The sequence below is a fragment of the Mycolicibacterium flavescens genome, assembly GCF_001722335.1.
Classification (GTDB): domain Bacteria; phylum Actinomycetota; class Actinomycetes; order Mycobacteriales; family Mycobacteriaceae; genus Mycobacterium; species Mycobacterium flavescens.
Map to the genome: position 1 here is coordinate 38,491 of NZ_MIHA01000029.1, position 21,999 is coordinate 60,489.

Consider the following 21,999-nt stretch of genomic DNA (forward strand, 5'->3'; position numbering starts at 1 on the left):
GCGCCGGAGTCCTGAGGGCTGCAGAGACCCCCGGTCCACACGAAGGAAGGGCCCCACGCCATTGGTGTGGGGCCCTTCCGCATGTGTCGTGGGCGGTTACCCGGATTTCTCGGTGGCACCGCCGTTGTCGGCCCAGTCGCCGAACCCACCGAGGTTGTACACCTCGCCGTAGCCCAGTTCCTTGAGCGCCTGACCGGACAGCGCCGCGCGTCCGCCCGAAGCGCAGTAGACGATGACCGGTTTGTCCTTGCTGAAGTTCGGGTCGTGATACGGCGACTCCGGATCCGCCCGGAACTCCACCATGCCGCGCGGCACGTGCACGGCGCCGGCCACCTTGCCGCTCTGCTCCAGTTCGGGTCCGTCCCGGACGTCGACGACCAGTGCGCCCTTGTCGATCAGGTCGCGCGCTTCGTCGTGAGAGATTTTGGGCACCACGGCGTTGGCGGCCGCTACGAGGTCTTTCGCTGTCTTGGCCATGGCCGACCCTAACTCCGTCGACCCGACGCGAAAGCGTTTCGCGCAGACGTGTAGACACGTTCGCGTGACCACCGACATGCCTTCTGAACTGGGTAAGGGCTTCGACGCCGGGCTCGGGCTGAAGTATCTGGAACTGAGCCCCGACGGCGGCCGCGCCCAACTGACGATCACCGACAAGCTGCTGCAGCCGCACGGCATCGTGCACGGCGGGGTGTACTGCTCGGTCATCGAAAGCCTGGCCAGCGTGTCGGCCTCGGTCTGGCTCGGCGAACACGGCGGCGGAACGGTCGTCGGCGTCAACAACAACACCGACTTCCTGAGGGCGATCTCCACGGGCACCGTGACCGCGGAGTCGACACCCATTCACCGCGGCCGCCGCCAGCAGCTGTGGCTGATCACCATCACCGACGAGGACGGCCGAACGGTCGCGCGCGGTCAGGTGCGGCTGCAGAACCTGCCCGGCGAGTAGCCGACGCGAGCGCTGCTGAGCGGCGCGCGCCGTGGCAGGATCGCCCACTATGCGATTGACGCCGCATGAACAAGACCGGCTGCTGGTGTCCTATGCGGCCGAACTCGCCCGCCGCCGTCAGGCCCGCGGTCTCAAGCTCAACCACCCCGAGGCGGTCGCGATCATCACCGACCATCTGCTCGAGGGCGCCAGGGACGGCCGCACCGTCGCCGAGTTGATGGTCAGCGGCCGCGAGGTGCTCGGCCGCGACGACGTGATGGAGGGAGTCCCCGAGATGCTCGACGACGTCCAGGTGGAGGCCACCTTCCCCGACGGCACCAAACTCGTCACCGTCCACCATCCGATCCCGTGAGCCGGCCGATGATTCCCGGTGAGGTGGTGCACGGCGACGGCGACATCGAGATCAACCCTGGTGCCGCGCGGCGCGAGCTCGAGGTCGTCAATACCGGCGACCGACCCGTCCAGGTCGGCAGCCACGTCCACCTGCCGCAGGCCAACGGTGCGCTGTCGTTCGACCGCGACGCCGCCCACGGTCACCGGCTCGACATTCCCGCCGGCACCGCGGTGCGCTTCGAACCCGGTGTCGCGCAGACAGTTTCACTGGTCCCGCTGGCCGGGTCCCGCGAGGTGCACGGCCTGAGCCTGACTCCGCCCGGCCGGTTGGACGCACGATGAGCGGGTTGTCGCGGCCCCGGTACGCCGCGCTGTTCGGCCCGACGGCCGGCGACCGTATCAGGCTCGCCGACACCGACCTGTTCATCGAGATCACCGAGGACCGGAGCGGCGGGCCGGGCCTCGCGGGCGACGAGGCGGTCTTCGGCGGCGGCAAGGTGCTGCGCGAGTCGATGGGGCAGTCGCGGGCCACCCGCGCCGACGGCGCCCCCGACACCGTCATCACCGGCGCGGTGATCCTCGACTACTGGGGAATCATCAAGGCCGACATCGGCATCCGGGACGGCCGGATCACCGCGATCGGCAAGGCCGGTAACCCCGACATCATGTCCGGCGTGCACCCGGACCTGGTGGTGGGCCCGTCGACGGAGATCATCGCCGGCAACGGACGCATCGTCACCGCCGGAGCGATCGACTGCCATGCGCATCTGATCTGCCCGCAGATCATGGAGGAGGCCCTCGGCGGCGGCATCACGACCATCGTCGCCGGCGGCACCGGTCCCGCCGAGGGCAGCAAGGCCACCACCGTCACGCCGGGCTCCTGGCACCTGGCCAGGATGCTCGAAGCGCTGGACACCTGGCCGCTGAACGTCGCGCTGCTGGGCAAGGGCAACACCGTCAGCGCCGACGCGCTCTGGGAGCAGTTACGCGGCGGCGCAGCGGGTTTCAAACTGCACGAGGACTGGGGGACCACCCCGGCCGCGATCGACGCCTGCCTGACCGTCGCCGACGCGGCGGGGGTGCAGGCCAACATCCACACCGACACGCTCAACGAGATGGGGTTCGTGGAGGACACGCTGGCCGCGATCCGGGGCCGCTCGATTCACGCGTACCACACCGAAGGCGCCGGCGGCGGGCACGCACCCGACATCATCACCGTCGCTGGGCATCCCAACGTGCTGCCCAGTTCGACCAACCCGACCCGGCCGCACACGGTCAACACCCTCGACGAACACCTCGACATGCTGATGGTGTGCCATCACCTCAACCCGAGCGTGCCCGAGGATCTGGCGTTCGCCGAGAGCCGGATCCGGCCGTCGACGATCGCCGCCGAGGATCTGTTGCACGACATCGGCGCGATCTCGATGATCGGCAGCGACGCGCAGGCGATGGGCCGCATCGGCGAGGTGGTGCTGCGCACCTGGCAGACCGCGCACGTGATGAAGGGCCGTCGCGGGGCGCTCGCCGGTGACGGCGCAGCCGACAACCACCGCGCCCGCCGCTACGTCGCCAAGTACACGATCTGCCCGGCCGTCGCGCACGGCCTGGACGGCGAGATCGGCTCGGTGGAGGTCGGCAAGCTGGCCGACCTGGTGCTGTGGGAGCCCGCGTTCTTCGGGGTCCGTCCGCACGCGGTGGTCAAGGGCGGCATGATCGCCTGGGCGGCGATGGGGGATGCCAACGCGTCGATCCCGACGCCGCAGCCCGTCTTGCCGCGGCCGATGTTCGGCGCCGCCGCGCCCGCGGCCGCTGCCACGTCGGTGCACTTCGTCGCGCCGCAGGCGGCCGACGACGGGCTCGCCGACCGCCTCGACATCAGGCGCCGGCTGGTTCCGGTCAGAAATGTCCGGCAGGTCGGCAAGGCCGACATGCCGCTCAACGACGCGCTGCCGCGCATCGAGGTCGACCCCGACACGTTCACCGTGCGCATCGACGGCGAGGTCTGGCAGGAACAGCCGGCCGCCGAACTGCCCATGGCGCAACGCTATTTCCTGTTCTAGCGATGACGAACCTGACCACGCTGCTCGCGCTGGCCGACTCCCGACTGCCGACCGGCGGGCACGTGCACTCCGGCGGGGTCGAGGAGGCGGTGACCGGCGGCCTGGTCGCCGACGTGCCGACGCTGCGGGCCTATCTGCGGCGCCGCATCCGCACCCAGGGGCTGGTGACGGCGTCGCTGGCCGCGGCCGTGCACGCGGGCAGCCTGTCGGTCGAGGCGGCCGACCGCGAGACCGACGCACGCACCCCGGCGCCGGCCGCGCGCGATGCGTCCCGCGCCCAGGGCCGCGGCCTCGTGCGGCTGGCCCGCCGGGTGTGGCCCGACCAGGACTGGGACGCCCTGGGAACGACGCCCCATCTGTCGGTGGCCGCCGGAATCGCCGGTCGCGCAGCGGAACTGACGCCGGAGCAGACCGCCCTGTCGGTCGTCTACACGACGATGACCGCCAGCGCGACGGCCGCACAACGCCTGCTGGCCCTCGATCCCGGCGACGTCGCCGCGCTGACCTTCGAGCTGGCGTCGTGCTGTGACCGGACCGCCGCCGCGGCGGTCAAGGAGCTCGCCGACCTGTCCGACCCGCTGCTCGACGTGCTGGCCCAGCGGCACGTCCAACGCGAGCGCCCCCTGTTCGTGTCGTGAAAGGACCGCCATGCCACCGCATTACCTCGACGGAGATCCGCACCAGCACCCGCCGCGGCCCAAACGCGAACGGCGCCAGGGCGAGCCGTTGCGTATCGGGGTGGGCGGTCCGGTCGGGTCGGGGAAGACTGCGCTCGTGGCGGCACTGTGCCGACAGCTGCGCGACGAGTTGTCGCTGGCCGTGCTGACCAACGACATCTACACCACCGAGGACGCGGACTTCCTGCGCCGCAACGCCGTGCTGCCCGACGAGCGGATCGCCGCCGTGCAGACCGGCGGGTGTCCGCACACCGCGATCCGCGACGACATCACCGCCAACCTCGACGCGATCGACGACCTGGTGGCCGCCCACCCCGGGCTGGACCTGATCCTGGTCGAGTCCGGCGGGGACAACCTGACCGCCACCTTCTCGTCGGGCCTGGTCGACGCGCAGATATTCGTCGTCGACGTGGCCGGCGGCGACAAGGTGCCCCGCAAGGGCGGTCCCGGCGTGACGTTCTCGGACCTGTTGGTGATCAACAAGACCGACCTCGCGCCGATGGTCGGCGCCGACCTCGACGTGATGCGCCGCGATGCGGCCGCCGTGCGCGGTGAGCGGCCCTTCGTGCTGGTGTCGCTGACCGACGATCCGGGCGCCGGCCCGGTGCTGGCGTGGGTGCGCGACCAAGTGCGGGTGTCCGTCTAGTGCGTTCCGAGGTGCTCGTCGCGGCGTCTGCGCACCGCCGCCCGCGCATCGAGTGCACCGGCGCGCTGGCCGCCCGGTTGACCGAACCCGACACCGTGCATTTGGTGTCGGCGGCGGCGACCCCGCTGGGCGGCGACTACCTGCACATCCGGGTGGTCGTCGAGGCCGGTGCCACGCTGCGGGTGCGCAGCGCGGCGGCGACGGTGGTGCTACCGGGTGCGGTCACGCTCGAATCGCACGCGATCTGGACGCTCGAAGTCGACGGGCACCTCGACCTGGACCCGCAGCCGACGATCGTCGCGGCCGCCTCGCGCCACCACACCTCGACGCGCCTCACCCTCGGCGGCGCCGCCGGAGTCCGGGTGCGCGAACGTGTGCAGATCGGCAGAACCGATGAGCGACAGGGGTTTTGGTCCGGTTCGCTGCACGCCGACGTCGACGGTGCGCCGCTGCTGCGCCACCGCGTCGAACTGGGCGTCGGCGCGGTCGCCGACGACGAGCTGGGCACCCCGATGGCCGCGATCAGCGAACTGCACTACCCGCAGCGCGAGGCCGAGACCGCGGGCACACCGCTGGCACTGGCCGCCGGCGGCTGCCTGTCGACCTGGCAGGGCCGAGCGCTCTAACTGGCCGCCTTCTCGGAGTCCTGCAGCGACGCGGCGATCTCCTCGAGTTCCTCGATGCGGGTGCGGGCGTAGGCCTGCTGCTCGGTGATCGTCAGGTTGCCGCGCTGCGTCGACAGGAACGTCACCGTCCACGACACCAGCGTGGTGAGCTTGCGCCGGAACCCGACCAGGTAGATGAGGTGCAACCCGAGCCAGGCCAGCCAGGCGATGAACCCGCCGAACTCCAGCGGGCCGATCTTGGCGACCGCGGAGAACCGCGACACTGTGGCCATCGAACCCTTGTCGAAGTACTTGAACGGCTCGCGCTGCGTGCGGTCGGCGCCCTTGAGCTCGGCCTTGATCGCGTCGGCGGCGTACCGGGCGCCCTGGATCGCGCCCTGCGCCTGGCCGGGAACGCCCTCGACGTGCGCCATGTCGCCGACCACGAACACGTTGGGGTGACCGGGAATCGACAGATCGGGCTGCACGAGCACGCGGCCGGCGCGGTCCACCTCGGCGTCGGACTGCTCGGCGATGATGCGGCCCAGCGGGCTGGCCTGCACACCGGCCGACCACACCTTGGTGGCCGATTCGATGCGCCGGATGGTGCCGTCGGAGTCCTTGACGGTGATGCCGTTGCGGTCGACGTCGGTGACCATCGCACCGAGCTGGATGTCGACACCCATCTTCTCCAGCCGCGCCTGCGCTTTCTTGCCCAGCTTCTCGCCCATCGGCGGCAGCACCGCGGGCGCCGCGTCGAGCAGGATCACCCGTGCTGTTGTCGAATCGATGTGCCGGAACGCGCCTTTGAGCGTGTGGTCGGCCAGTTCGGCGATCTGCCCGGCCATCTCGACGCCCGTCGGGCCCGCGCCGACCACGGTGAACGTCAGCAGCTTCTCGCGCCGGGCCGGGTCGCTGGAACGCTCGGCCTGCTCGAACGCGCTCAGGATCCGGGCGCGCAGCTCCAGCGCGTCGTCGATCGACTTCATGCCGGGCGCCCACTCCGCGAAGTGGTCATTGCCGAAGTAGGACTGGCCCGCACCGGCGGCCACGATCAGCGTGTCGTAGGGCGTGACGTAGGTGTGGCCCAGCAGCTCCGACTTGACCGTCTGACTGGTCAGGTCGATGTGGGTGACGTCGCCGAGCAGCACCTGGCAGTTCTTCTGCTTGCGCAGAATCATCCGGGTGGGCGGCGCGATCTCGCCGGACGGGATGATGCCGGTGGCCACCTGGTACAGCAGCGGCTGGAACAGGTGGTGGGTGGTCTTGGCGATCATCTTGACGTCGACGTCGGCCCGCTTGAGTTTCTTGGCAGCGGTCAGCCCACCGAACCCTGATCCGATGATCACGACTTTGTGTCGATCAGATGCAGTGGCTCCGGGATGGCTCATGTTGGGCTCCTCGGCGGTGCTTCACGTGCAGTTCTACCCGTAACGGTAGTCGCCCGAACCTGCTATCGACGATCCGGTCCGTTGTGGCATATAACACGTCGCGGCCAGGATTACAGGCCTAGCCGCGGCCTGAGCTGCTCGGCGACGGCCGTGATCCCGCCGGGCTGGTAGCCGTTGATGTTGGTGACCGGGCTCAGGATGACCCCGTCGACCCCGGCGTCTAGGACGTTGGTCTGGACCTGCTCGGCGATCTGCTCGGGGCTGCCGACGACGGCCTGTCGCTTGAAGGCGTCGGGCAGCGCGTCGACGGTGACGTTCTCGTCGATGATGGCCACGGCGAGCACGCTGGTCTCCACCGACGCGGGATCGCGGCCGATGCGCTCGCAGTTCTCCCGCAGCACCTGCACCTTGCGCGGCAGGTCGTCGAAGCTGGCGATGATGTTGAGGTGGTCGAAGTGCCGCGCGGCCAGCGGGATCGTCTTCTTCTCACCGCTGCCGCCGATCATCAGCGGGATGTGGTCGCGGAAGCGGGGCTCGGCCATCGCCTCCTTGGCGCGGTAGTACGTGCCCTCGACGGTGGGCCGTTCACCGCGCAGCATCGGCAGGATGATCTCCAGCGCCTCGCCGAGCTTGTTGAACCGGTCGGTGAAGGTGCCGAACTCGTAGCCGAGGCTGTCGTGTTCGAGCTCGTACCAGCCGGTGCCGATGCCCAGCACCGCGCGGCCCTGGCTGATCACGTCCAGGGTGGTGATCGCCTTGGCCAGCAGTGTGGGGTTGCGGTAGGTGTTGCCGGTCACCAGCGTGCCCAGTTGCACGCGCTGCGTTGCCGTCGCCAGCCCGCCGAGCGCGGTGTAGGCCTCCAGCATCGGCTGGTCGGGGGTGCCGAGTCCGGGCAGTTGGTAGAAGTGGTCCATCACGAAGACGGAGTCGAAGCCGGCGGCCTCGGCCTCCTGCGCCTGCGCGATGACGGTGGGGAACAGCTGCGCGACGCCGGTGCCGTAGGAGAAGTTGGGGATCTGGAGTCCGAGTTTGATCACGCAACTCACGTAACCACAGCTAAGCGGAGGCAGCAGCCCGTTTAGCTGTCGGCGAACCGCGGAATAAGCGGCGACTACCCGAAGTTGGCGAGCGCGCCCTGGCTCACATGCAACGTCTGACCGGTGATGTGCCGGGCGGCCGGAGTGCTGAGAAACACTGCGAGCCTTGCGATTTCGTCGGCAACCGTCGGTGGTGTCCGCGACAGGCCGTCGTAGCCCGGTTCGACGCTGCGGCCGGAGGCGACCGCGTTGACCGTGATGCCGCGGGTGCCGAAGTGGGTGGCCTGACCCGCCGTCCAGTCCGAGACCGCGGCCTTGATCGCCGCCTCGGCGCTGCCTTCGGCGGGGTTCTCGGGCACCACGGTCACGATGGAACCGCCCGAGCGCAGATGGTCGCCGAGGATCTGCACGGTCAGCACGGCCGAGAGCACGGTCGAGTCCAGCGCGCTGCGCCACGCCGCGGCCAGATCGGCCAGCGAATACGTCCGCGGGTCGCCGCCGTGCCAGGCCGGGGCCGGCACGTTGACGATGGCGTCGAGGTGATGCGGGAACTGGGGCCGGACCGCCTCTAGGCTGGCCGGATCGGTGTTGTCGAACGCGATCGCGTCGACGTCGAGTTCCTTGGCGGCCACCTCGAGCTCGTCGCGGCGAGCGCCGGCGATCACGACGCGGCACCCCTGCTCGCGGAAGCCCCCGGCGATCGTGCGGCCCAGATCGGTGTCACCACCGGTGACGAGCACATCCATCGCGCGACCTCCCTGTCGTCGTCGAACCACACGGTTCCTCGGAAATGTTACTGGACAGTAGCTAGAGGACGAAACCGGCGCGCGGGTCGATGCCATAGGGTTTGGCTCGTGGACCGGAGGGTGGCACCGGGTTGAGCGATTCCGCTGGTCTGCCGCGGTGGATGTATCTGCCCGCCGCACTCGGCGCGCTGTTCGTCGCGCTGCCGTTGGTGGCCGTCGCGGCCAAGGTCGGCTGGCCGGACTTCTTCGGTCTGATCAGCAGCGAGTCGTCGGTCACCGCGCTTCTGCTGAGCCTGCGCACCGCCACCGCGAGCACCGTGCTCTGCCTGCTGCTCGGGGTCCCGCTGGCGCTGGTGCTGGCGCGCAGCGACAGCCGACTGCTGCGCGCGGCGCGGCCTGTCATCCTGCTGCCGCTGGTGCTGCCGCCGGTGGTCGGAGGCCTGGCCCTGCTGTACGCGTTCGGCCGGTTGGGTCTGATCGGTGAGCATCTGGAGGCGGCGGGCATCCAGATCGCGTTCACCACGACCGCGGTGGTGCTCGCGCAGACGTTCGTGTCGCTGCCGTTCCTGGTGATCGCGTTGGAGGGGGCCGCGCGCACCGCGGGCGCGGACTACGAGGTGGTGGCCGCGACGCTGGGCGCCCGGCCCAGCCGGGTGTGGTGGCGGGTGACGCTGCCGCTGCTGGCGCCCGGCCTGGTGTCCGGGGCGGTGTTGGCGTTCGCCCGGTCGCTGGGGGAGTTCGGCGCGACGCTGACGTTCGCCGGTTCCCGCGAGGGCGTGACCCGCACGTTGCCGCTGGAGATCTACCTGCAGCGCGAGGCCGACCCCGACGCCGCGGTGGCGCTGTCGCTGCTGCTGGTCGTGGTGGCGGCCGTCGTGGTTGTCGGCCTGGGCAGCCGGCGGTTGCGAGGTGCCAGTGCCTGGTAGGACCCCCATCGGCGGGACGGCGTGACCGGGATCGATGTGCGCGCGGTCGTTGCGGCCCGCGGTGTCGACGTCGCCTTCGACGTCGCCGCCGGCGAGGTGCTGGCGGTGCTGGGCCCGAACGGGGCGGGCAAGTCCACGCTGCTGCACGTGATCGCGGGCCTGGTGCGCCCCGACCACGGTGTCGTGCGGGTGGGCTCGCGGGTGCTGACCGACACCGGGTCCGGCCGGCACGTCGCCACCCATGACCGGCGGGTCGGCCTGCTGCTGCAGGACGCGCTGCTGTTCCCGCATCTGAGCGTGCTCGGCAACGTCGCATTCCCGCCGGGGAGCAGCCGCCCGGCGCACTGGCTGGCCGAGGTCGACGCCGCCGATCTCGCGGACCGCCGGCCGCGGCAGCTGTCGGGGGGACAGGCGCAGCGCGTGGCGCTGGCCCGTGCGCTGGCCGCCGAGCCCGACGTGCTGCTGCTCGACGAGCCCCTGGCCGGCCTCGACGTCGCCGCGGCCGCCGCGATGCGCACGGTGCTGCGCCGGGTCCTCGGACGCGACGGGCGCTCGGTCGTGCTGGTCACCCACGATGTGCTCGACGTGCTGACCCTCGCCGATCGGGTGCTGATCCTGGAGGACGGCCGGGTCAGCGAAACCGGTCCGGCGGCAAGCATTCTGGCCAGGCCCCGGAGTCGGTTCGGGGCCCGCTTCGCCGGGGTGAACCTCGTCGCGGGCACGGCGGGCGACGGCGGCGTGCTGCACACGGCCTGGGGTGCGACGTGGCACGGCGTCGCCGGCGCCGATGTGGTGGCCGGCCGACCCGCGGTGGCGCTTTTCGACCCGGCGGCGGTCGCGGTGTACCGGGACCGCCCGTCGGGCAGCCCGCGCAACACCGTCGAGGTGGTGGTCGCCGAACTCGACAGCCGCGGGCAGGCGATCCGGGTCCGCGGCGAGGAACAACCCGACGGCGGCCCCGGACTGGCCGCCGACGTCACGCCGGACTCCGCCGCGGAGCTCCGCCTGGTGCCCGGCGACCGGGTCCACTTCGCGGTGAAGGCGCAGGCGGTGGCGCTGCATCCGGGTGCGTAACGCGCGACCGGCGGACCACGACACACCGGTTGAGACACCGTTGCCGCGGCCCCTGAGCCCGCGCCGCCCACGCCGAGACAGGCGCGGGCCGCCCGACCGTGTCAGCAACGTTTTATTTACGGTCTGGCCTGCCCACTTACCGGAGTCAGCTATTTCAAATCGTGACACATTTTCAGCAACTCACACTTGCGTCACGCCGGTAACACGGTAGTTTCTTCCCCATGGATCTGCCGGACGCGAATTCTCACCACCGCAGGGGCCGCTCGAAGAAGCTGGCGATGGCGACGCTGGCCGGTGCCACGGCGGCGGCGCTCGCGCTGCCTTCCGTTGCGCAGGCTCAGCCCGAACCGACGCCACCGCCGCCGCCGCCGGGCAATACCTTCCTGCAGGGTCCGCCGCCGCCACCGCCGCCTCCCGGCGCACCCGCTCCGCCGCCCGCGGATCCCAACGCCCCACCGCCTCCGCCGGCGGATCCCAACGTTGCTCCGCCGCCCCCGGGAGCGCCGCCACCACCACCGGGGGATCCGAACGCCCCGCCGGCGCCGCCCGCTGACCCCAACGCCCCACCGCCAGCTGAGCCCGGCCGTGTCGAGGTGCCCGCCGGCGGCCTGAGCTACGTCGTCCCGGCGGGATGGAAGGTGTCCGACGCCACTCAGCTGTCCTACGGACAGGCGCTGCTGACCAAGATCACGCCGGAGGGTGCCGAACCGCCGAGTGACACCAGCGTGCTGCTCGGCCGGTTGGACCTGAAGCTGTTCGCAGGCGCCGAGACCGACAACACCAAGGCCGCCCAGCGCTTGGCCTCGGACATGGGCGAGTTCTTCATGCCGTTCCCGGGGACCCGGGTCAACCAGGAGACCGTCCCGCTCGACGCGAACGGGATGCCCGGCGTCGCTTCGTACTACGAGGTGAAATTCACCGACACGAACAAGCCGAACGGTCAGATCTGGGCCGGCGTCGTCGGCAATCCGGTCGAACCGGGCACCCCGCGGGGCCAGCGCACCCCCGAGCGGTGGTTCGTGGTCTGGCTGGGTACCGCGAACAACCCTGTGCCCAAGGACGAAGCGGTGACGCTGGCCAACTCCATCCGGCCCTACGTCGCGCCGCCGCCTCCGCCGCCCGCGGATCCGAATGCGCCGCCACCGCCGCCGGACCCCAACGCTCCGCCGCCGGACCCGAACGCGCCCCCGCCGCCGCCGGACCCCAACGCTCCGCCGCCGGACCCGAACGCGCCGCCGGCTCGACCGGGTGTCGGGGTGGCTGTTCCGGTGGCCCCGGAGAGCGCGCCGGGCATGCTGCCGCCCGCCTGATCAAAAAGACTCGGGTTCACTCCACGGCCGACACCGTGGGGTGAACCCGATTCTTGTCTGGCGGAAAGCGCTCGAGCGGAGCGTGTCTCAGGGGCCGACGCGCGGGGGATTCGCGTTGGCGACGTTGGCGATGAAGCAATTCGTGCCGCCGAAGCCCATCGCTCCCGCGGTCTGACAGCGCTCGAAGTTGCCGTCGGCGCTGACCGGACCGTCACAGATCGTTCCGCCGCCCCACGGCGTCCAACCCCCCTGGCACCCGGCGCTGGCCGGGGCCGCGAACGCGATGCTGCCGGCCGCGAGCGCGCCGACCGCCAGTGCGACAAGTGATTTCATGTTCCACCCTCTCTTCGCGGTACCGGCATCCCACAGCCGGTACGAAGCCGTTCCTGCAGCCCGTCGTGATCTCCAGGTTATGCCGTTGTTATGACATAGGAATCGGGATTTTCCCTACCCTTCTCCGGTGCCGCCACGCAAATCCGCGGGTGCCCCATGAACTCTGTCCGTCGGGTCCGCGCGGTCGTTAGCGCCGTTCGCCGACGGTGAACGACACGCCGCGCGACGATGGCGTGGTGGAGACGACGATGACGGCCTGGCAGGTCCGCCGTCCCGGCCCGATGCAGACTCGGCCGCTGGCCCGGGGGCGGTTGCCGGTGCCGCGACCCGGTCCCGGTGAGCTTCTGGTTGCGGTGCGCGCGTGCGGGGTGTGCCGCACGGATCTGCATGTCGCCGAGGGTGATCTGGCGGTGCGACGGGAAGGTGTGGTGCCCGGCCATGAAGTCGTCGGCGAGGTGGTCTCGATCGGAGAGGACGCCGTGGGGGACGGGGGCGCGCGGGACACCGAGCGGTTCGCGGTCGGGGACCGGGTCGGGATCGCGTGGCTGCGTCACACCTGCGGTCGGTGCCGGTACTGTCTGCGCGGCGCGGAAAACCTGTGCCCGCAGTCCCGCTACACGGGCTGGGACGCCGACGGTGGATACGCCGAGTTCGCCGTTGTTGCAGGTGCTTACGCGCACCGACTGCCCTCCGGCTACACCGACGCGGAGTTGGCGCCGCTGCTGTGCGCGGGGATCATCGGATACCGGGCGCTCATGCGTGCAGAGCTGCCCGCCGGTGGGCGGCTCGGCATCTACGGGTTCGGCGGCAGCGCGCATCTGACCGCGCAGGTGGCGCTCGCCTCGGGTGCCGAGGTCCACGTGATGACCCGCGGCGAGCGGGCCCGCGAGCTCGCGCTCGCGTTGGGGGCGGCCTCCGCGCAGGGCGCCGCCGACCAGCCGCCGGTCGCGTTGGACGCAGCGATCCTGTTCGCTCCGGTCGGCGATCTCGTACCGCCGGCGCTGGAGGCGCTCGACCGCGGCGGCACGCTGGCCGTCGCCGGCATCCACCTGTCCGACATTCCGATGCTGAACTATCAGCGCCACCTGTTCCAGGAGCGGCAGCTGCGCTCGGTGACGTCGAACACGCGCGACGACGCACGCGACTTCCTGGCGTTCGCGACCGCGCACCACCTCGAGGTGAGTTGTCCGCAGTATCCACTCGACCGCGCCGACGAGGCGTTGGCCGACCTCGCAGCCGGCCGCGTCTCGGGCGCTGCGGTCCTGCGAATCTAGAGCTCGGCCAGCGCCGCGCCCAGCCGGCCCGTGAGATCGCCGCGACCGTAGCGGTACAGCGGCCCGGTGCCGTCGGCGAGCAGCACCCGCAGCCGGGCCATGCCGCGGGCCGCCACGGGGCGAGGCGAGTGCAGCCGCAGGGTGATGTCGTCGATCAGGTCTTCGGCGGCGGCGATGTTGGGGGTGTGCAGCGGCACCCGCGACGACATCAGCGGGCCCCGCCCGCGCGCGTCGCGCACGATCCGGCGCAGCGCACGGGTGACCGCCTCGCGCTCCCTGGGGGACGTCAACCGCGCGCAGTGCGCGGCCAGCGCACTACCGGCGGGTGCAGGGGCGCCCACGGCGAGGCGACGGTCGAAATCGGCGGCCTTGATGCGGGCGATCAGGCGGGTGACCGGCGGGATCCAGGTCGGCGAGGAGGTTGTGGCGACGGGGGAGATATTCAGGGTGACGGGTATCGAGGTGTCAGACATATCAATCAGCTTTGTTTCGACAGCGGGACAGGATGACCATCATCAATGCTATACAGGTCACGCATGACCGGTCAAATTGCTATACCAGTCACGTCGTCCGTACAGTGGATTCATGAGCGTTGCACCCCGCGAATGGCTCGGCGACACCGAGACGAAACCGGCACCGCCGGGGCTGGCGCGCGTCCAGAGCCTGATCAACACCGTCGAGCTGCCCGTGGGGCCGGATCGCCTGGCCCACGCCGACGACGCCCGGCCCTGGCTGCAATCCCAGGAACTGCTCGCCGCCGACGAGGATGTCGACGACGCCGACCTTCGATTCCTGCGCGACGTGCGAGAGGCGTTCCGCGCGATGGTCATCCACAATTCCGGTGGACCCGCACCCACCCCGGAGGCGCTCGCGCCGCTGCGGGCGGTGACAGCCGGCAGCGTCGCCCGCGCCGAGATCGGCGACGACGGTCAGGTAGGGCTGGCGGCCTCCGCCGCATCACTGCGCGACCGGGTGCTGGGACTGCTGCTGGCGGTGCGCGACGCGCAACGCGACGGTACCTGGCCGCTCCTGAAGGCCTGCGCCAACGACGAGTGCCTGTGGGCGTTCTACGACAGGTCGCGCAACCGCGGCGGCACCTGGTGCAGCATGGCCACCTGCGGCAACAAGCTCAAGAATCGCGAGTTCCGCGCCCGCCGACGGTCGTCGACCTGACCGTCAGCTCAGGTGCCACACGAAGGCGGCGGCAAGCGCGCCGAGGCCGTTGAGCGACCAGTGCAGCGCGATCGGCGCGATCAGGCTGCCGCTGCGCCGCCGCAGCCAGGTGAACACGAACCCGGCCACCGCGGTGGCCGCCACCGCGAGCACCACACCGGCGACCGTGCCCATCACCCCGCCGCCGAAGATCCGGGTGAAGCCGACGTTGCTGCTGGTCAAACCCAGCGACGTGGCGATGTGCCAGAGCCCGAACAACAGTGACCCCGCCGCTGCGACACCGCGCCAGCCCCACGCCCGGTCGAGCGCGCCGTGCAGAACGCCGCGGAACGCCAACTCCTCGGGGATCACGGTCTGCAGCGGGATGATGATCATCGACGCGATCAGCGCACCCGAGATCGTCGCGTAGTTGTTGTTCATGAACATCGGCCGCGTCCACGGCAGCAGCGCGCCGATCGCGATCACCGTCAGCACCACCCCGACCGCCGCCAGCGCGTAGCCGGCGCCAGACTTCCAGTGTTCGCGGCTCAGCCCCAGTTCGCCCCAACCCAGGCCGCGCGAGCGCACCAGCGCCACCAACAGCAGCGCGGCCGCCGGCACCGTCGCGACGCTGGCCCACGGCGTCGTGAAGTGCGCAATCAGGTTGGTCAGCGCCAGCACCACCACGACCACCGCGACGTCGACGTACGTGCGGAACCGGTGCAGGGCGGAGAGCTGTTCGACCAGCGGATGCGGCGCTGGCACGGCTTGGTCGGACACGAAAATCCAGTCTAGCGACTGTGTTCGCTGAGCGTGTCCTGAGACAGCGACGGCGCTGAATAGTCCGGGTCCCAGGTCCACCCCGAGATCGCCGGATCGTCCTCACCGTGCTCGCGGGTGTAGCGCCGCGCGGCCAGCCGGGCGTCGGCCATCTCCTGACGCAGCCCGGCCGCGTTACTGCCCAGCCCCTCGACGCGGTCGATGACGTCCATGACCAGATGGAACCGGTCGAGGTCGTTGAGCATCACCATGTCGAACGGGGTGGTCGTGGTGCCGCGCTCCTTGAAACCGCGCACGTGCAACTGCGCGTGGTTGGTGTGCCGGTAGGTCAGCCGGTGGATCAGCCACGGGTAGCCGTGGTAGGCGAAGATGATCGGCTTGTCCCTGGTGAAGATCGAGTCGAAGTCGCGCGCCGACAGCCCGTGCGGATGCTCGGAGTCGGGCTGCAGCCGCATGATGTCGACGACGTTGACGACCCGGACCTTCAGCCCGGGCAGCCTGCGACGCAGGATGTCGGCGGCCGCCACGGTTTCCAACGTGGGGATGTCACCGGCGCAGGCCAGCACCACGTCGGGTTCCGCGGTCGTGGTGCTCGCCCACTCCCAGATCCCGAGCCCCCTGGTGCAGTGCGCGATCGCGGAGTCCATGTCCAGGTAGTTCAGCGCGGGCTGCTTACCGGCGACGATCACGTTGACGTACTGGCGGCTGCGCAGGCAGTGGTCGGCCACCGACAGCAGGGTGTTGGCGTCCGGCGGCAGGTACACCCGCACGACTTCGGGGCGCTTGTTGGCCACGTGGTCGATGAAGCCGGGGTCCTGGTGCGAGGCGCCGTTGTGATCCTGTCGCCAGACATGCGATGTCAGAAGGTAATTCAGCGAGGGAATCGGCATCCGCCAGTGCAGCTCCCGGCTGCTGGACAGCCACTTCGCATGCTGGTTGAGCATCGAGTCGACGATGTGGATGAACGCCTCGTAGCAGTTGAACAACCCGTGCCTGCCGGTCAGCAGGTAACCCTCGAGCCAGCCCTGACAGAGGTGTTCGGACAACACCTCCATCACCCGCCCGCCGGGGGCCAGGCTCTCGTCGTCGGGTTCGATCTCGGCCATCCACGCCTTGTCGGTCGCCTCCAGCGTCGTCGCCAACCGGTTGGAGGCGGTCTCGTCGGGTCCCATCACCCGGAACCGGTCGGGGTTGCGCACGATGACGTCGCGCAGGAAAGCCCCCAGCACCCGGGTCGCCTCGCTCGACTCGGAGGCCGGCGCCTCCACAGGCACCGCATAGTCGGTGAACGACGGCAGGTCCAGGTCCCGCATCAGCAGCCCGCCGTTGGCGTGCGGGTTGGCGCTCATCCGCCGCTCGCCGCGCGGGGCGATCGCGCGCAGTTCGGGTCGCAGGCCGCCGTTGTCGTCGAACAGCTCCTCCGGACGGTAGCTGCGCAACCAGTCCTCGAGCTGCGCGCGGTGTTCGGGGTTGGTGCGGGTCCCCGACAGCGGGACCTGGTGTGACCGCCACGTGCCCTCGACCTTGTTGCCGTCGACCTTCCGGGGGCCGGTCCAGCCCTTCGGGGTCCGCAACACCACCATCGGCCACAGCGGGCGACCGGCCTCGCCGTCCAGGCGGGCGGCCCGCTGGATCGCGGCGATCTGGTCGAAGGCCTCGTCGAACGCGGTGGCCAGCTGCTGGTGCACGTTGGCGGGATCGTCGCCGGCGACGGTGATCGGCCGGTAGCCGTAGCCGAGCATCAGCGACTCGAGTTCCTCCTGCGGGATCCGCGCCAGCACCGTCGGGTTGGCGATCTTGTAGCCGTTCAGATGCAGGATCGGCAGCACCGCACCGTCGGTGACCGGGTCGAGGAACTTGTTGGAGTGCCAGCTCGCCGCCAGCGGACCCGTCTCGGCTTCGCCGTCGCCGATCACGCATGCGACCACCAGGTCGGGGTTGTCGAACGCCGCACCGTACGCGTGCACCAGCGCGTAACCCAGCTCACCGCCCTCGTGGATCGAGCCGGGCGTCTCGGCGGCCACGTGGCTGGGGATACCACCGGGAAAGGAGAACTGCCGGAACAGTTTCCGCATGCCCTCGGTGTCTTCGGAGATTCCGGAGTACACCTCGCTGTAGGTGCCTTCCAGGTAGGCGTTCGCGACCAGGCCCGGGCCGCCGTGCCCCGGGCCGGTGATGTAGATGATGTTCGCGTCGCGGTCCCGGATGATCCGGTTGAGGTGCGCGTAGACCAGGTTGAGCCCGGGGGTGGTGCCCCAGTGGCCGAGCAGCCGCGGTTTGACGTGCTCGGGCGCGAGCGGCTCACGCAGCAGCGGGTTGTCCAACAGGTAGATCTGGCCGACGGACAGGTAATTGGCCGCACGCCAGTAGGCGTCGATCAGTTCGAGTTCGTCGGCGGACAGCGTGGGAGACAGTGCCTGGGCAGTCATCAACTCATCATCGTCGAGTGGGGTGAACAACGTCGGACTTCCAGTACCCGCTGGGGCGGACGCTACGCACCGTCAGCCCGGCCCATTCCCACTCGAGGTCGGCAGATCGGGCCCAGGTTGGCGGGGCCGCGACCGTTTAGCCTGTGCAGCGTGTTGGGATTCGCACTGCCTCAGTTCGGGGCTTCGGCTCGCGCCGACATCGCTCGCTTCGCGACCACCGTCGAGGAACTCGGCGCGGACAGCCTCTGGGTCGGTGACCGACTGGTCACGCCGGTGAATCCCAGCGTCGGCTACGCCGGTCAGGACACCATCCCCGAACGGTTCCGTGCCGGCTTCGATCCGTTCATCGCGTTGGCGGTGGCCGCGGCGGTCACCGACCGGGTGGCGCTCGGCGCCAGCGTGCTCGTCGCGCCCTGGTATCCGCCCGCGGTGCTGGCACGCCAGCTCACCGCGCTGGACGTGCTCAGCGGCGGTCGGCTCAAACCCGGCTTCGGTATCGGCTGGTCGCCCGAGGAGTTCGCGGCCGCGGGCGCGCCGTTCCGCCGGCGCGGAGCGCAGCTCGACGAGATGCTCGACGCCCTCGATGCCATCTGGACCACGAATCCCTCGGCGCACGACGGCCAGCGGTGGACCCTGCCGCAGTCGTGGATCGACCTGAAACCGGCGCAGCAGCCACGCCCGCCGTTCTACCTGTCGGCGATGACGCCGGCGAGCCTGACGCGCGTCGGTGAGCGCGGCGACGGGTGGCTGCCGGTGGCCGTGGTTCCCGGCTTCGTCATGCCCGACGTGCTCAGGGCGCAGCGCGACGTGATCGACGCCGCCGCCCGGGCCGCCGGCCGCGACCCGGCGCAGATCGACACGGTGGTGCGGATCAACGTCGGCGAGGGCAGCTCTCCCGACGACGTCGCCGAGGCGATCCGGGCACTGGCCGGCGCCGGCTTCTCCGACGTGTTCGTCGACCTGATGTACGTTGCCGAGGACACCGACGACTACCTGCGATGGGCGAAACGATTGTTGTCCGAATGAACCGGCAGTGCCGGTGAACCAGCCTCTGCTGGACGGCGTTCGGGTGCTCGACCTCGGCGGCGCGCAGTCCGACGGCGTCGGGCGGTTGCTTGCCGACCTGGGCGCCGACGTGCTCAAGATCGAGCCGCCAGGCGGCAGCCCGGACCGTCGCGCGTTGCCCGCAGTCGCCGGGGTGAGCCTGGCGTTCGCGGTGGCCAACGCCAACAAGCGGTGTGCGGTCCTGGACCCGGCGGATGCCGGGCACCGCCACACGCTGTACGAGCTCGCCGCTACCGCGGACATCGTGGTCGACAGCGGAAGTTCCGGTCTTGCCGCACCCTTCGGCACGTCGTGCGCCGCGCTGGCCGCACAGTTCGGTCACCTCGTCGCGGTGTCGGTCACCGACTTCGGCACCACCGGCCCGTATGCGTCGTGGCGCGCCACCGATCCGGTGCTGTACGCGTTGTCGACGGCGCTGTCACGCAGCGGGCCGATGGCGGGGCCCCCGGTGCCGCCTCCGGTCGGGCTGGGAACCGGAACCGCCGCCACCCAGGCGGCGTGGGCGGCGCTCGCCGCGTTCTACCGCCGGTTACGCAGCGGCGCAGGCGAATACATCGACTTCTCCCGGTTCGAGGGGGTGCTGCAGTCGCTGGACCCGCCGTTCGGTTCGGAGGGGCAGGCCGCCGTCGGGGTCAAGAAGACCACCGAGATCTGGCGGGGCAGGCCGCGCAACCAGAACATCTACCCGATATTCGCCTGTCGGGACGGGCAGGTGCGGCTGTGCCTGCTCTCGCCGCGCCAGTGGCGGGGGATGCGGGCCTGGCTCGGTGAGCCCGCGCAGTTCGCCGACCCGAAGTTGGATACCATCGCCGCGCGCTACGCGGCGTCTCGGGAACTCAATGCGGCGATCTGCGAGGTGTTCGCCCGCCACACCATGGCCGAACTGGTCGCCGAGGGACAGGCCCGCGGCGTGCCGGTCGCCGCCCTTCTGGCCCCCGCAGATGTGTTGGCCACCGACCATTTTCGCGTCACCGGTGCGCTGACCACCCTGGCGCTCGGCGACGCCGACGTGGTGGCGCCCGCGGGCCCGTTCGTCGTCGACGGTCACCGCGCCGGTGTGCGCTGGTTCGCCACGACGGCCGGATCGAGCGAACCGGTGTGGCCGGGCCCGCCGGTCGCCGCCGGCACCCACGCCGCGCTGCGTCGGCCGTTCGAGGGCCTGCGCATCCTCGACCTCGGGGTGATCGTCGCCGGCGGCGAGCTGGGCCGGCTGTTCGCCGACCTCGGCGCCGACGTCGTCAAGGTGGAGAGTGCCGCCTATCCCGACGGCCTGCGGCAGACCCCGCCCGGGCAGGTGATGAGCCGGTCGTGGGCGCTGACGCACCGCAACGAGCGCAGCCTCGGCTTGGACCTGCGCCACCCCGAGGGCGCCGCGCTGTTCGCCAGGCTGGTCCGCGACGCGGACGCGGTGTTCGCCAACTTCCGGCCGGGAACGCTTGCCTCGCTGGGGTTCTCGTACGACCGCCTGCTCGAGCTCAATCCGCGGATCGTGCTCGCGGAGAGCAGCGCGTTCGGGATGACGGGTCCGTGGAGCGCGCGCATGGGCTACGGACCGCTGGTACGGGCAGCGACCGGCGTGAGCGCTCTGTGGACTTCCGCCGACGGCGGAAACTACGACGCAACCACCATCTTCCCGGACCACGTGTCGGCCCGAACCACCGCGATCGGGGCGCTGGCCGCGCTGATTCGGCGCGACCGCACCGGCGCGCCCGCCCACGTGCATGTCTCGCAGGCCGAGACCGCCATCCATCAGCTGGCGACGCGCTATGTTGCCGAGTCGGCCCGTGCGGCAGGACACGACGTGACCGAGGAGTCGACCGTCCACGGTGTCTACCCGTGTGCCGGCGACGACGAATGGTGCCTGGTGTCTATCGAACCCGGGGCGCGGGTGACCGAGGTGACCGGCGGGCTGGATATGGTGGACTGGACCAGTCACCGGGACAAGACGGAGGTGGCGCACCTGCTGCAGAACGCCGGCATCGCCGCGGCGCCGATGAACCGCGCCGTCGACATTCCGGCCGATCCGCAGGTGCGGTCGCGAAAAGTATTCACCGACATGACACATCCGCTGTTCGAGGCGCCGCTGCTGAGCGAGACCGGGCCGGCGCCGTTCGCCGACATCCCGCCCGCGCAGCTGCGACCGGCGCCCACACCCGGCGAGCACACCCGGCAGCTCTGCGGTGAGCTTCTGCGCATGTCCACCCAGGAGACCGACCGGCTGATCGCGTGCGGTGCGCTGTTCGCCGACGAGGAGAGGACATGATGGACCCCAGAACTCCGGTGCTGGTCGGCTACGGTCAGGTCAACCAGCGCGACGAGAACCCCGCGGTGGAACCGGTCGACCTGATGGTCGCGGCCGCACGGGCCGCCGCCGACCCGCGCGTGCTGGAAACCGTCGACTCGGTGCGGGTCGTCAACCTGCTGTCGTGGCGGTACCGCGATCCGGGTCTGCTTCTCGCGCAGCGCATCCGCGCGGACAACGCCGCTACCCGCTACACCGGCATCGGCGGCAACACGCCGCAGTCCCTGGTCAACGAGGCGTGTCTGGACATCCAGGGCGGCCGGGCCGACGCGGTGCTGATCGCCGGCGCGGAAACGTGGCGTACCCGGAACCGGTTGCGCCGCAACGGGGTCAAACCGGACTGGAGCCGCCAGGACGAGTCGGTGCCGATGGCCGAGGGCGCCGACGACGGCGTGCCGATGGCCGGTCCGGCCGAGATCCGCATCAACCTCGACAGGCCGGCCTACGTCTACCCGATGTTCGAACAGGCGCTGCGGATCGCCGCGGGCCGCTCGACCGAGGCACACCGCCGCCACATCGGTGAGCTGTGGGCACAGTTCAGCGCGGTGGCCGCGACCAACCCGAACGCCTGGAACCGCACCGCGCTGACCGCCGAACAGATCTGGCGCGAGGGCCCGGACAACCGGATGATCAGCTGGCCGTACCCGAAGCTGATGAACTCCAACAACATGGTCGACCAGGCGGCGGTGCTGGTGCTGACCTCGGTCGAGAAGGCCGAACATCTTCAGATCCCCAGGGACCGCTGGGTGTTCCCGTACGCCGGCACCGACTCGCACGACACGTACGCGATCGGCGAGCGCGCCGAGTTCCACACGTCGCCGGCGATCCGCATCGGCGGACGCCGCGCGCTGGAGCTGGCGGGTCTGGGCATCGACGACATCGACCACGTCGACCTGTACTCCTGCTTCCCGTC

The 21,999-nt window shown here is 70.6% G+C and carries 23 protein-coding genes; 15 read left to right on the forward strand and 8 right to left on the reverse strand.

What is annotated here, in order from left to right:
* Positions 1-96 precede the first annotated feature (96 nt).
* Positions 97-477, reverse strand: coding sequence for a rhodanese-like domain-containing protein (locus tag BHQ18_RS26385; protein ID WP_069416612.1), 381 nt, complete (start codon positions 475-477; stop codon positions 97-99).
* A 76-nt stretch (positions 478-553) separates the two neighbouring features.
* Here BHQ18_RS26385 and BHQ18_RS26390 point away from each other — a divergent pair, with 76 nt between their 5' ends.
* The 7 genes from BHQ18_RS26390 to BHQ18_RS26420 are packed head-to-tail and all read left to right on the forward strand — an operon-like array spanning position 554 to position 5,288.
* On the forward strand, positions 554-946 hold the full coding sequence (locus tag BHQ18_RS26390; protein ID WP_069416636.1) for a PaaI family thioesterase: 393 nt from the start codon (positions 554-556) through the stop codon (positions 944-946).
* 49 nt (positions 947-995) lie between these two features.
* The gene (locus BHQ18_RS26395) at positions 996-1,298 is read left to right on the forward strand and encodes an urease subunit gamma (protein WP_069416613.1); all 303 of its coding nucleotides are present in this window, start codon (positions 996-998) and stop codon (positions 1,296-1,298) included.
* Positions 1,299-1,306: 8 nt separating this feature from the next.
* On the forward strand, positions 1,307-1,621 hold the full coding sequence (locus BHQ18_RS26400) for an urease subunit beta (protein WP_069416637.1): 315 nt from the start codon (positions 1,307-1,309) through the stop codon (positions 1,619-1,621).
* Positions 1,618-3,339 (forward strand): urease subunit alpha, encoded by a 1,722-nt coding sequence (locus BHQ18_RS26405; RefSeq protein WP_069416614.1) that lies wholly within the window; start codon positions 1,618-1,620, stop codon positions 3,337-3,339. Before BHQ18_RS26400 ends, BHQ18_RS26405 begins: the two co-directional genes overlap by 4 nt.
* Positions 3,340-3,341: 2 nt before the next feature.
* Positions 3,342-3,977 carry an urease accessory protein UreF gene (locus tag BHQ18_RS26410; RefSeq protein ID WP_069416615.1) on the forward strand — a complete coding sequence of 212 codons (636 nt, stop codon included), beginning with the start codon at positions 3,342-3,344 and terminating at the stop codon, positions 3,975-3,977.
* A 10-nt stretch (positions 3,978-3,987) separates the two neighbouring features.
* Complete coding sequence (ureG, locus tag BHQ18_RS26415; protein WP_069416616.1) at positions 3,988-4,662, forward strand: urease accessory protein UreG; 675 nt, start codon at positions 3,988-3,990, stop codon at positions 4,660-4,662.
* Positions 4,662-5,288 (forward strand): urease accessory protein UreD, encoded by a 627-nt coding sequence (locus tag BHQ18_RS26420; RefSeq protein ID WP_069416617.1) that lies wholly within the window; start codon positions 4,662-4,664, stop codon positions 5,286-5,288. Before ureG ends, BHQ18_RS26420 begins: the two co-directional genes overlap by 1 nt.
* On the opposite strand, the gene BHQ18_RS26425 is transcribed toward BHQ18_RS26420, so the two are convergent.
* The 3 genes from BHQ18_RS26425 to BHQ18_RS26435 all read right to left on the reverse strand — a co-directional run bounded on the left by BHQ18_RS26425 (position 5,285) and on the right by BHQ18_RS26435 (position 8,441).
* Positions 5,285-6,658 carry a type II NADH:quinone oxidoreductase Ndh gene (locus BHQ18_RS26425; RefSeq protein WP_069416618.1) on the reverse strand — a complete coding sequence of 458 codons (1,374 nt, stop codon included), beginning with the start codon at positions 6,656-6,658 and terminating at the stop codon, positions 5,285-5,287. The two genes, BHQ18_RS26420 and BHQ18_RS26425, sit on opposite strands and share 4 nt — an antisense overlap.
* 110 nt (positions 6,659-6,768) lie before the next feature.
* Positions 6,769-7,695 (reverse strand): LLM class F420-dependent oxidoreductase, encoded by a 927-nt coding sequence (locus BHQ18_RS26430; RefSeq protein ID WP_069416619.1) that lies wholly within the window; start codon positions 7,693-7,695, stop codon positions 6,769-6,771.
* A gap of 74 nt (positions 7,696-7,769) precedes the next feature.
* Positions 7,770-8,441: an SDR family oxidoreductase gene (locus tag BHQ18_RS26435; protein ID WP_069416620.1), complete on the reverse strand. Its 672-nt coding sequence runs from the start codon at positions 8,439-8,441 to the stop codon at positions 7,770-7,772.
* A gap of 161 nt (positions 8,442-8,602) precedes the next feature.
* Here BHQ18_RS26435 and BHQ18_RS26440 point away from each other — a divergent pair, with 161 nt between their 5' ends.
* From BHQ18_RS26440 to BHQ18_RS26450, 3 genes are all read left to right on the forward strand, one after another.
* Positions 8,603-9,367 (forward strand): ABC transporter permease, encoded by a 765-nt coding sequence (locus tag BHQ18_RS26440; protein ID WP_069416621.1) that lies wholly within the window; start codon positions 8,603-8,605, stop codon positions 9,365-9,367.
* 21 nt (positions 9,368-9,388) lie between these two features.
* Positions 9,389-10,441 (forward strand): sulfate/molybdate ABC transporter ATP-binding protein, encoded by a 1,053-nt coding sequence (locus BHQ18_RS30970; protein WP_069416622.1) that lies wholly within the window; start codon positions 9,389-9,391, stop codon positions 10,439-10,441.
* Between the two features lie 221 nt (positions 10,442-10,662).
* The gene (locus BHQ18_RS26450; RefSeq protein WP_069416623.1) at positions 10,663-11,751 is read left to right on the forward strand and encodes an APA family fibronectin-binding glycoprotein; all 1,089 of its coding nucleotides are present in this window, start codon (positions 10,663-10,665) and stop codon (positions 11,749-11,751) included.
* A gap of 87 nt (positions 11,752-11,838) precedes the next feature.
* On the opposite strand, the gene BHQ18_RS26455 is transcribed toward BHQ18_RS26450, so the two are convergent.
* Complete coding sequence (locus BHQ18_RS26455) at positions 11,839-12,084, reverse strand: CDGP domain-containing protein (protein WP_069416624.1); 246 nt, start codon at positions 12,082-12,084, stop codon at positions 11,839-11,841.
* Positions 12,085-12,332: 248 nt separating this feature from the next.
* Here BHQ18_RS26455 and BHQ18_RS26460 point away from each other — a divergent pair, with 248 nt between their 5' ends.
* Positions 12,333-13,358, forward strand: coding sequence for a zinc-binding alcohol dehydrogenase family protein (locus BHQ18_RS26460; protein ID WP_069416638.1), 1,026 nt, complete (start codon positions 12,333-12,335; stop codon positions 13,356-13,358).
* Here BHQ18_RS26460 and BHQ18_RS26465 read toward each other — a convergent pair.
* The gene (locus BHQ18_RS26465; RefSeq protein WP_069416625.1) at positions 13,355-13,831 is read right to left on the reverse strand and encodes a hypothetical protein; all 477 of its coding nucleotides are present in this window, start codon (positions 13,829-13,831) and stop codon (positions 13,355-13,357) included. The two genes, BHQ18_RS26460 and BHQ18_RS26465, sit on opposite strands and share 4 nt — an antisense overlap.
* Before the next feature lie 112 nt (positions 13,832-13,943).
* Between BHQ18_RS26465 and BHQ18_RS26470 the strand changes: the two genes are divergently transcribed.
* Positions 13,944-14,531 (forward strand): CGNR zinc finger domain-containing protein, encoded by a 588-nt coding sequence (locus tag BHQ18_RS26470; RefSeq protein WP_069416626.1) that lies wholly within the window; start codon positions 13,944-13,946, stop codon positions 14,529-14,531.
* A gap of 3 nt (positions 14,532-14,534) precedes the next feature.
* Here the strand turns inward: BHQ18_RS26470 and BHQ18_RS26475 are convergent, their stop codons facing one another.
* Both BHQ18_RS26475 and BHQ18_RS26480 read right to left on the reverse strand, forming a co-directional pair.
* Entirely contained in the window at positions 14,535-15,290 is a 756-nt protein-coding gene (locus BHQ18_RS26475; protein WP_069416627.1) for a CPBP family intramembrane glutamic endopeptidase, read from the reverse strand.
* 11 nt (positions 15,291-15,301) lie between these two features.
* Positions 15,302-17,719 carry a phosphoketolase family protein gene (locus BHQ18_RS26480; RefSeq protein WP_069416639.1) on the reverse strand — a complete coding sequence of 806 codons (2,418 nt, stop codon included), beginning with the start codon at positions 17,717-17,719 and terminating at the stop codon, positions 15,302-15,304.
* Between the two features lie 150 nt (positions 17,720-17,869).
* Here BHQ18_RS26480 and BHQ18_RS26485 point away from each other — a divergent pair, with 150 nt between their 5' ends.
* From BHQ18_RS26485 to BHQ18_RS26495, 3 genes are all read left to right on the forward strand, one after another.
* A complete protein-coding gene (locus BHQ18_RS26485) occupies positions 17,870-18,745 on the forward strand; it encodes a TIGR03619 family F420-dependent LLM class oxidoreductase (RefSeq protein WP_069416628.1) in 876 nt (291 codons plus the stop codon).
* 7 nt (positions 18,746-18,752) lie between these two features.
* Positions 18,753-21,047, forward strand: a complete 2,295-nt coding sequence (locus tag BHQ18_RS26490) for a CoA transferase (RefSeq protein ID WP_069416629.1) — start codon at positions 18,753-18,755, stop codon at positions 21,045-21,047.
* Positions 21,047-21,999, forward strand: a 953-nt coding sequence (locus BHQ18_RS26495) for a hypothetical protein (protein ID WP_109789422.1), incomplete at its 3' end; no start/stop codon positions are given. The genes BHQ18_RS26490 and BHQ18_RS26495, both read left to right, overlap by 1 nt.

Excerpts from the sequence above, each read along its gene's own strand:
- BHQ18_RS26385 (WP_069416612.1), bottom strand. The coding sequence starts at position 477 with ATGGCCAAGACAGCGAAAGACCTCGTAGCGGCCGCCAACGCCGTGGTG.
- BHQ18_RS26390 (WP_069416636.1), top strand. The coding sequence starts at position 554 with ATGCCTTCTGAACTGGGTAAGGGCTTCGACGCCGGGCTCGGGCTGAAG.
- BHQ18_RS26395 (WP_069416613.1), top strand. The coding sequence starts at position 996 with ATGCGATTGACGCCGCATGAACAAGACCGGCTGCTGGTGTCCTATGCG.
- BHQ18_RS26400 (WP_069416637.1), top strand. The coding sequence starts at position 1,307 with ATGATTCCCGGTGAGGTGGTGCACGGCGACGGCGACATCGAGATCAAC.
- BHQ18_RS26405 (WP_069416614.1), top strand. The coding sequence starts at position 1,618 with ATGAGCGGGTTGTCGCGGCCCCGGTACGCCGCGCTGTTCGGCCCGACG.
- BHQ18_RS26410 (WP_069416615.1), top strand. The coding sequence starts at position 3,342 with ATGACGAACCTGACCACGCTGCTCGCGCTGGCCGACTCCCGACTGCCG.
- ureG (WP_069416616.1), top strand. The coding sequence starts at position 3,988 with ATGCCACCGCATTACCTCGACGGAGATCCGCACCAGCACCCGCCGCGG.
- BHQ18_RS26425 (WP_069416618.1), bottom strand. The coding sequence starts at position 6,658 with ATGAGCCATCCCGGAGCCACTGCATCTGATCGACACAAAGTCGTGATC.
- BHQ18_RS26435 (WP_069416620.1), bottom strand. The coding sequence starts at position 8,441 with ATGGATGTGCTCGTCACCGGTGGTGACACCGATCTGGGCCGCACGATC.
- BHQ18_RS26440 (WP_069416621.1), top strand. The coding sequence starts at position 8,603 with ATGTATCTGCCCGCCGCACTCGGCGCGCTGTTCGTCGCGCTGCCGTTG.
- BHQ18_RS26450 (WP_069416623.1), top strand. The coding sequence starts at position 10,663 with ATGGATCTGCCGGACGCGAATTCTCACCACCGCAGGGGCCGCTCGAAG.
- BHQ18_RS26455 (WP_069416624.1), bottom strand. The coding sequence starts at position 12,084 with ATGAAATCACTTGTCGCACTGGCGGTCGGCGCGCTCGCGGCCGGCAGC.
- BHQ18_RS26460 (WP_069416638.1), top strand. The coding sequence starts at position 12,333 with ATGACGGCCTGGCAGGTCCGCCGTCCCGGCCCGATGCAGACTCGGCCG.
- BHQ18_RS26465 (WP_069416625.1), bottom strand. The coding sequence starts at position 13,831 with ATGTCTGACACCTCGATACCCGTCACCCTGAATATCTCCCCCGTCGCC.
- BHQ18_RS26470 (WP_069416626.1), top strand. The coding sequence starts at position 13,944 with ATGAGCGTTGCACCCCGCGAATGGCTCGGCGACACCGAGACGAAACCG.
- BHQ18_RS26480 (WP_069416639.1), bottom strand. The coding sequence starts at position 17,719 with ATGACTGCCCAGGCACTGTCTCCCACGCTGTCCGCCGACGAACTCGAA.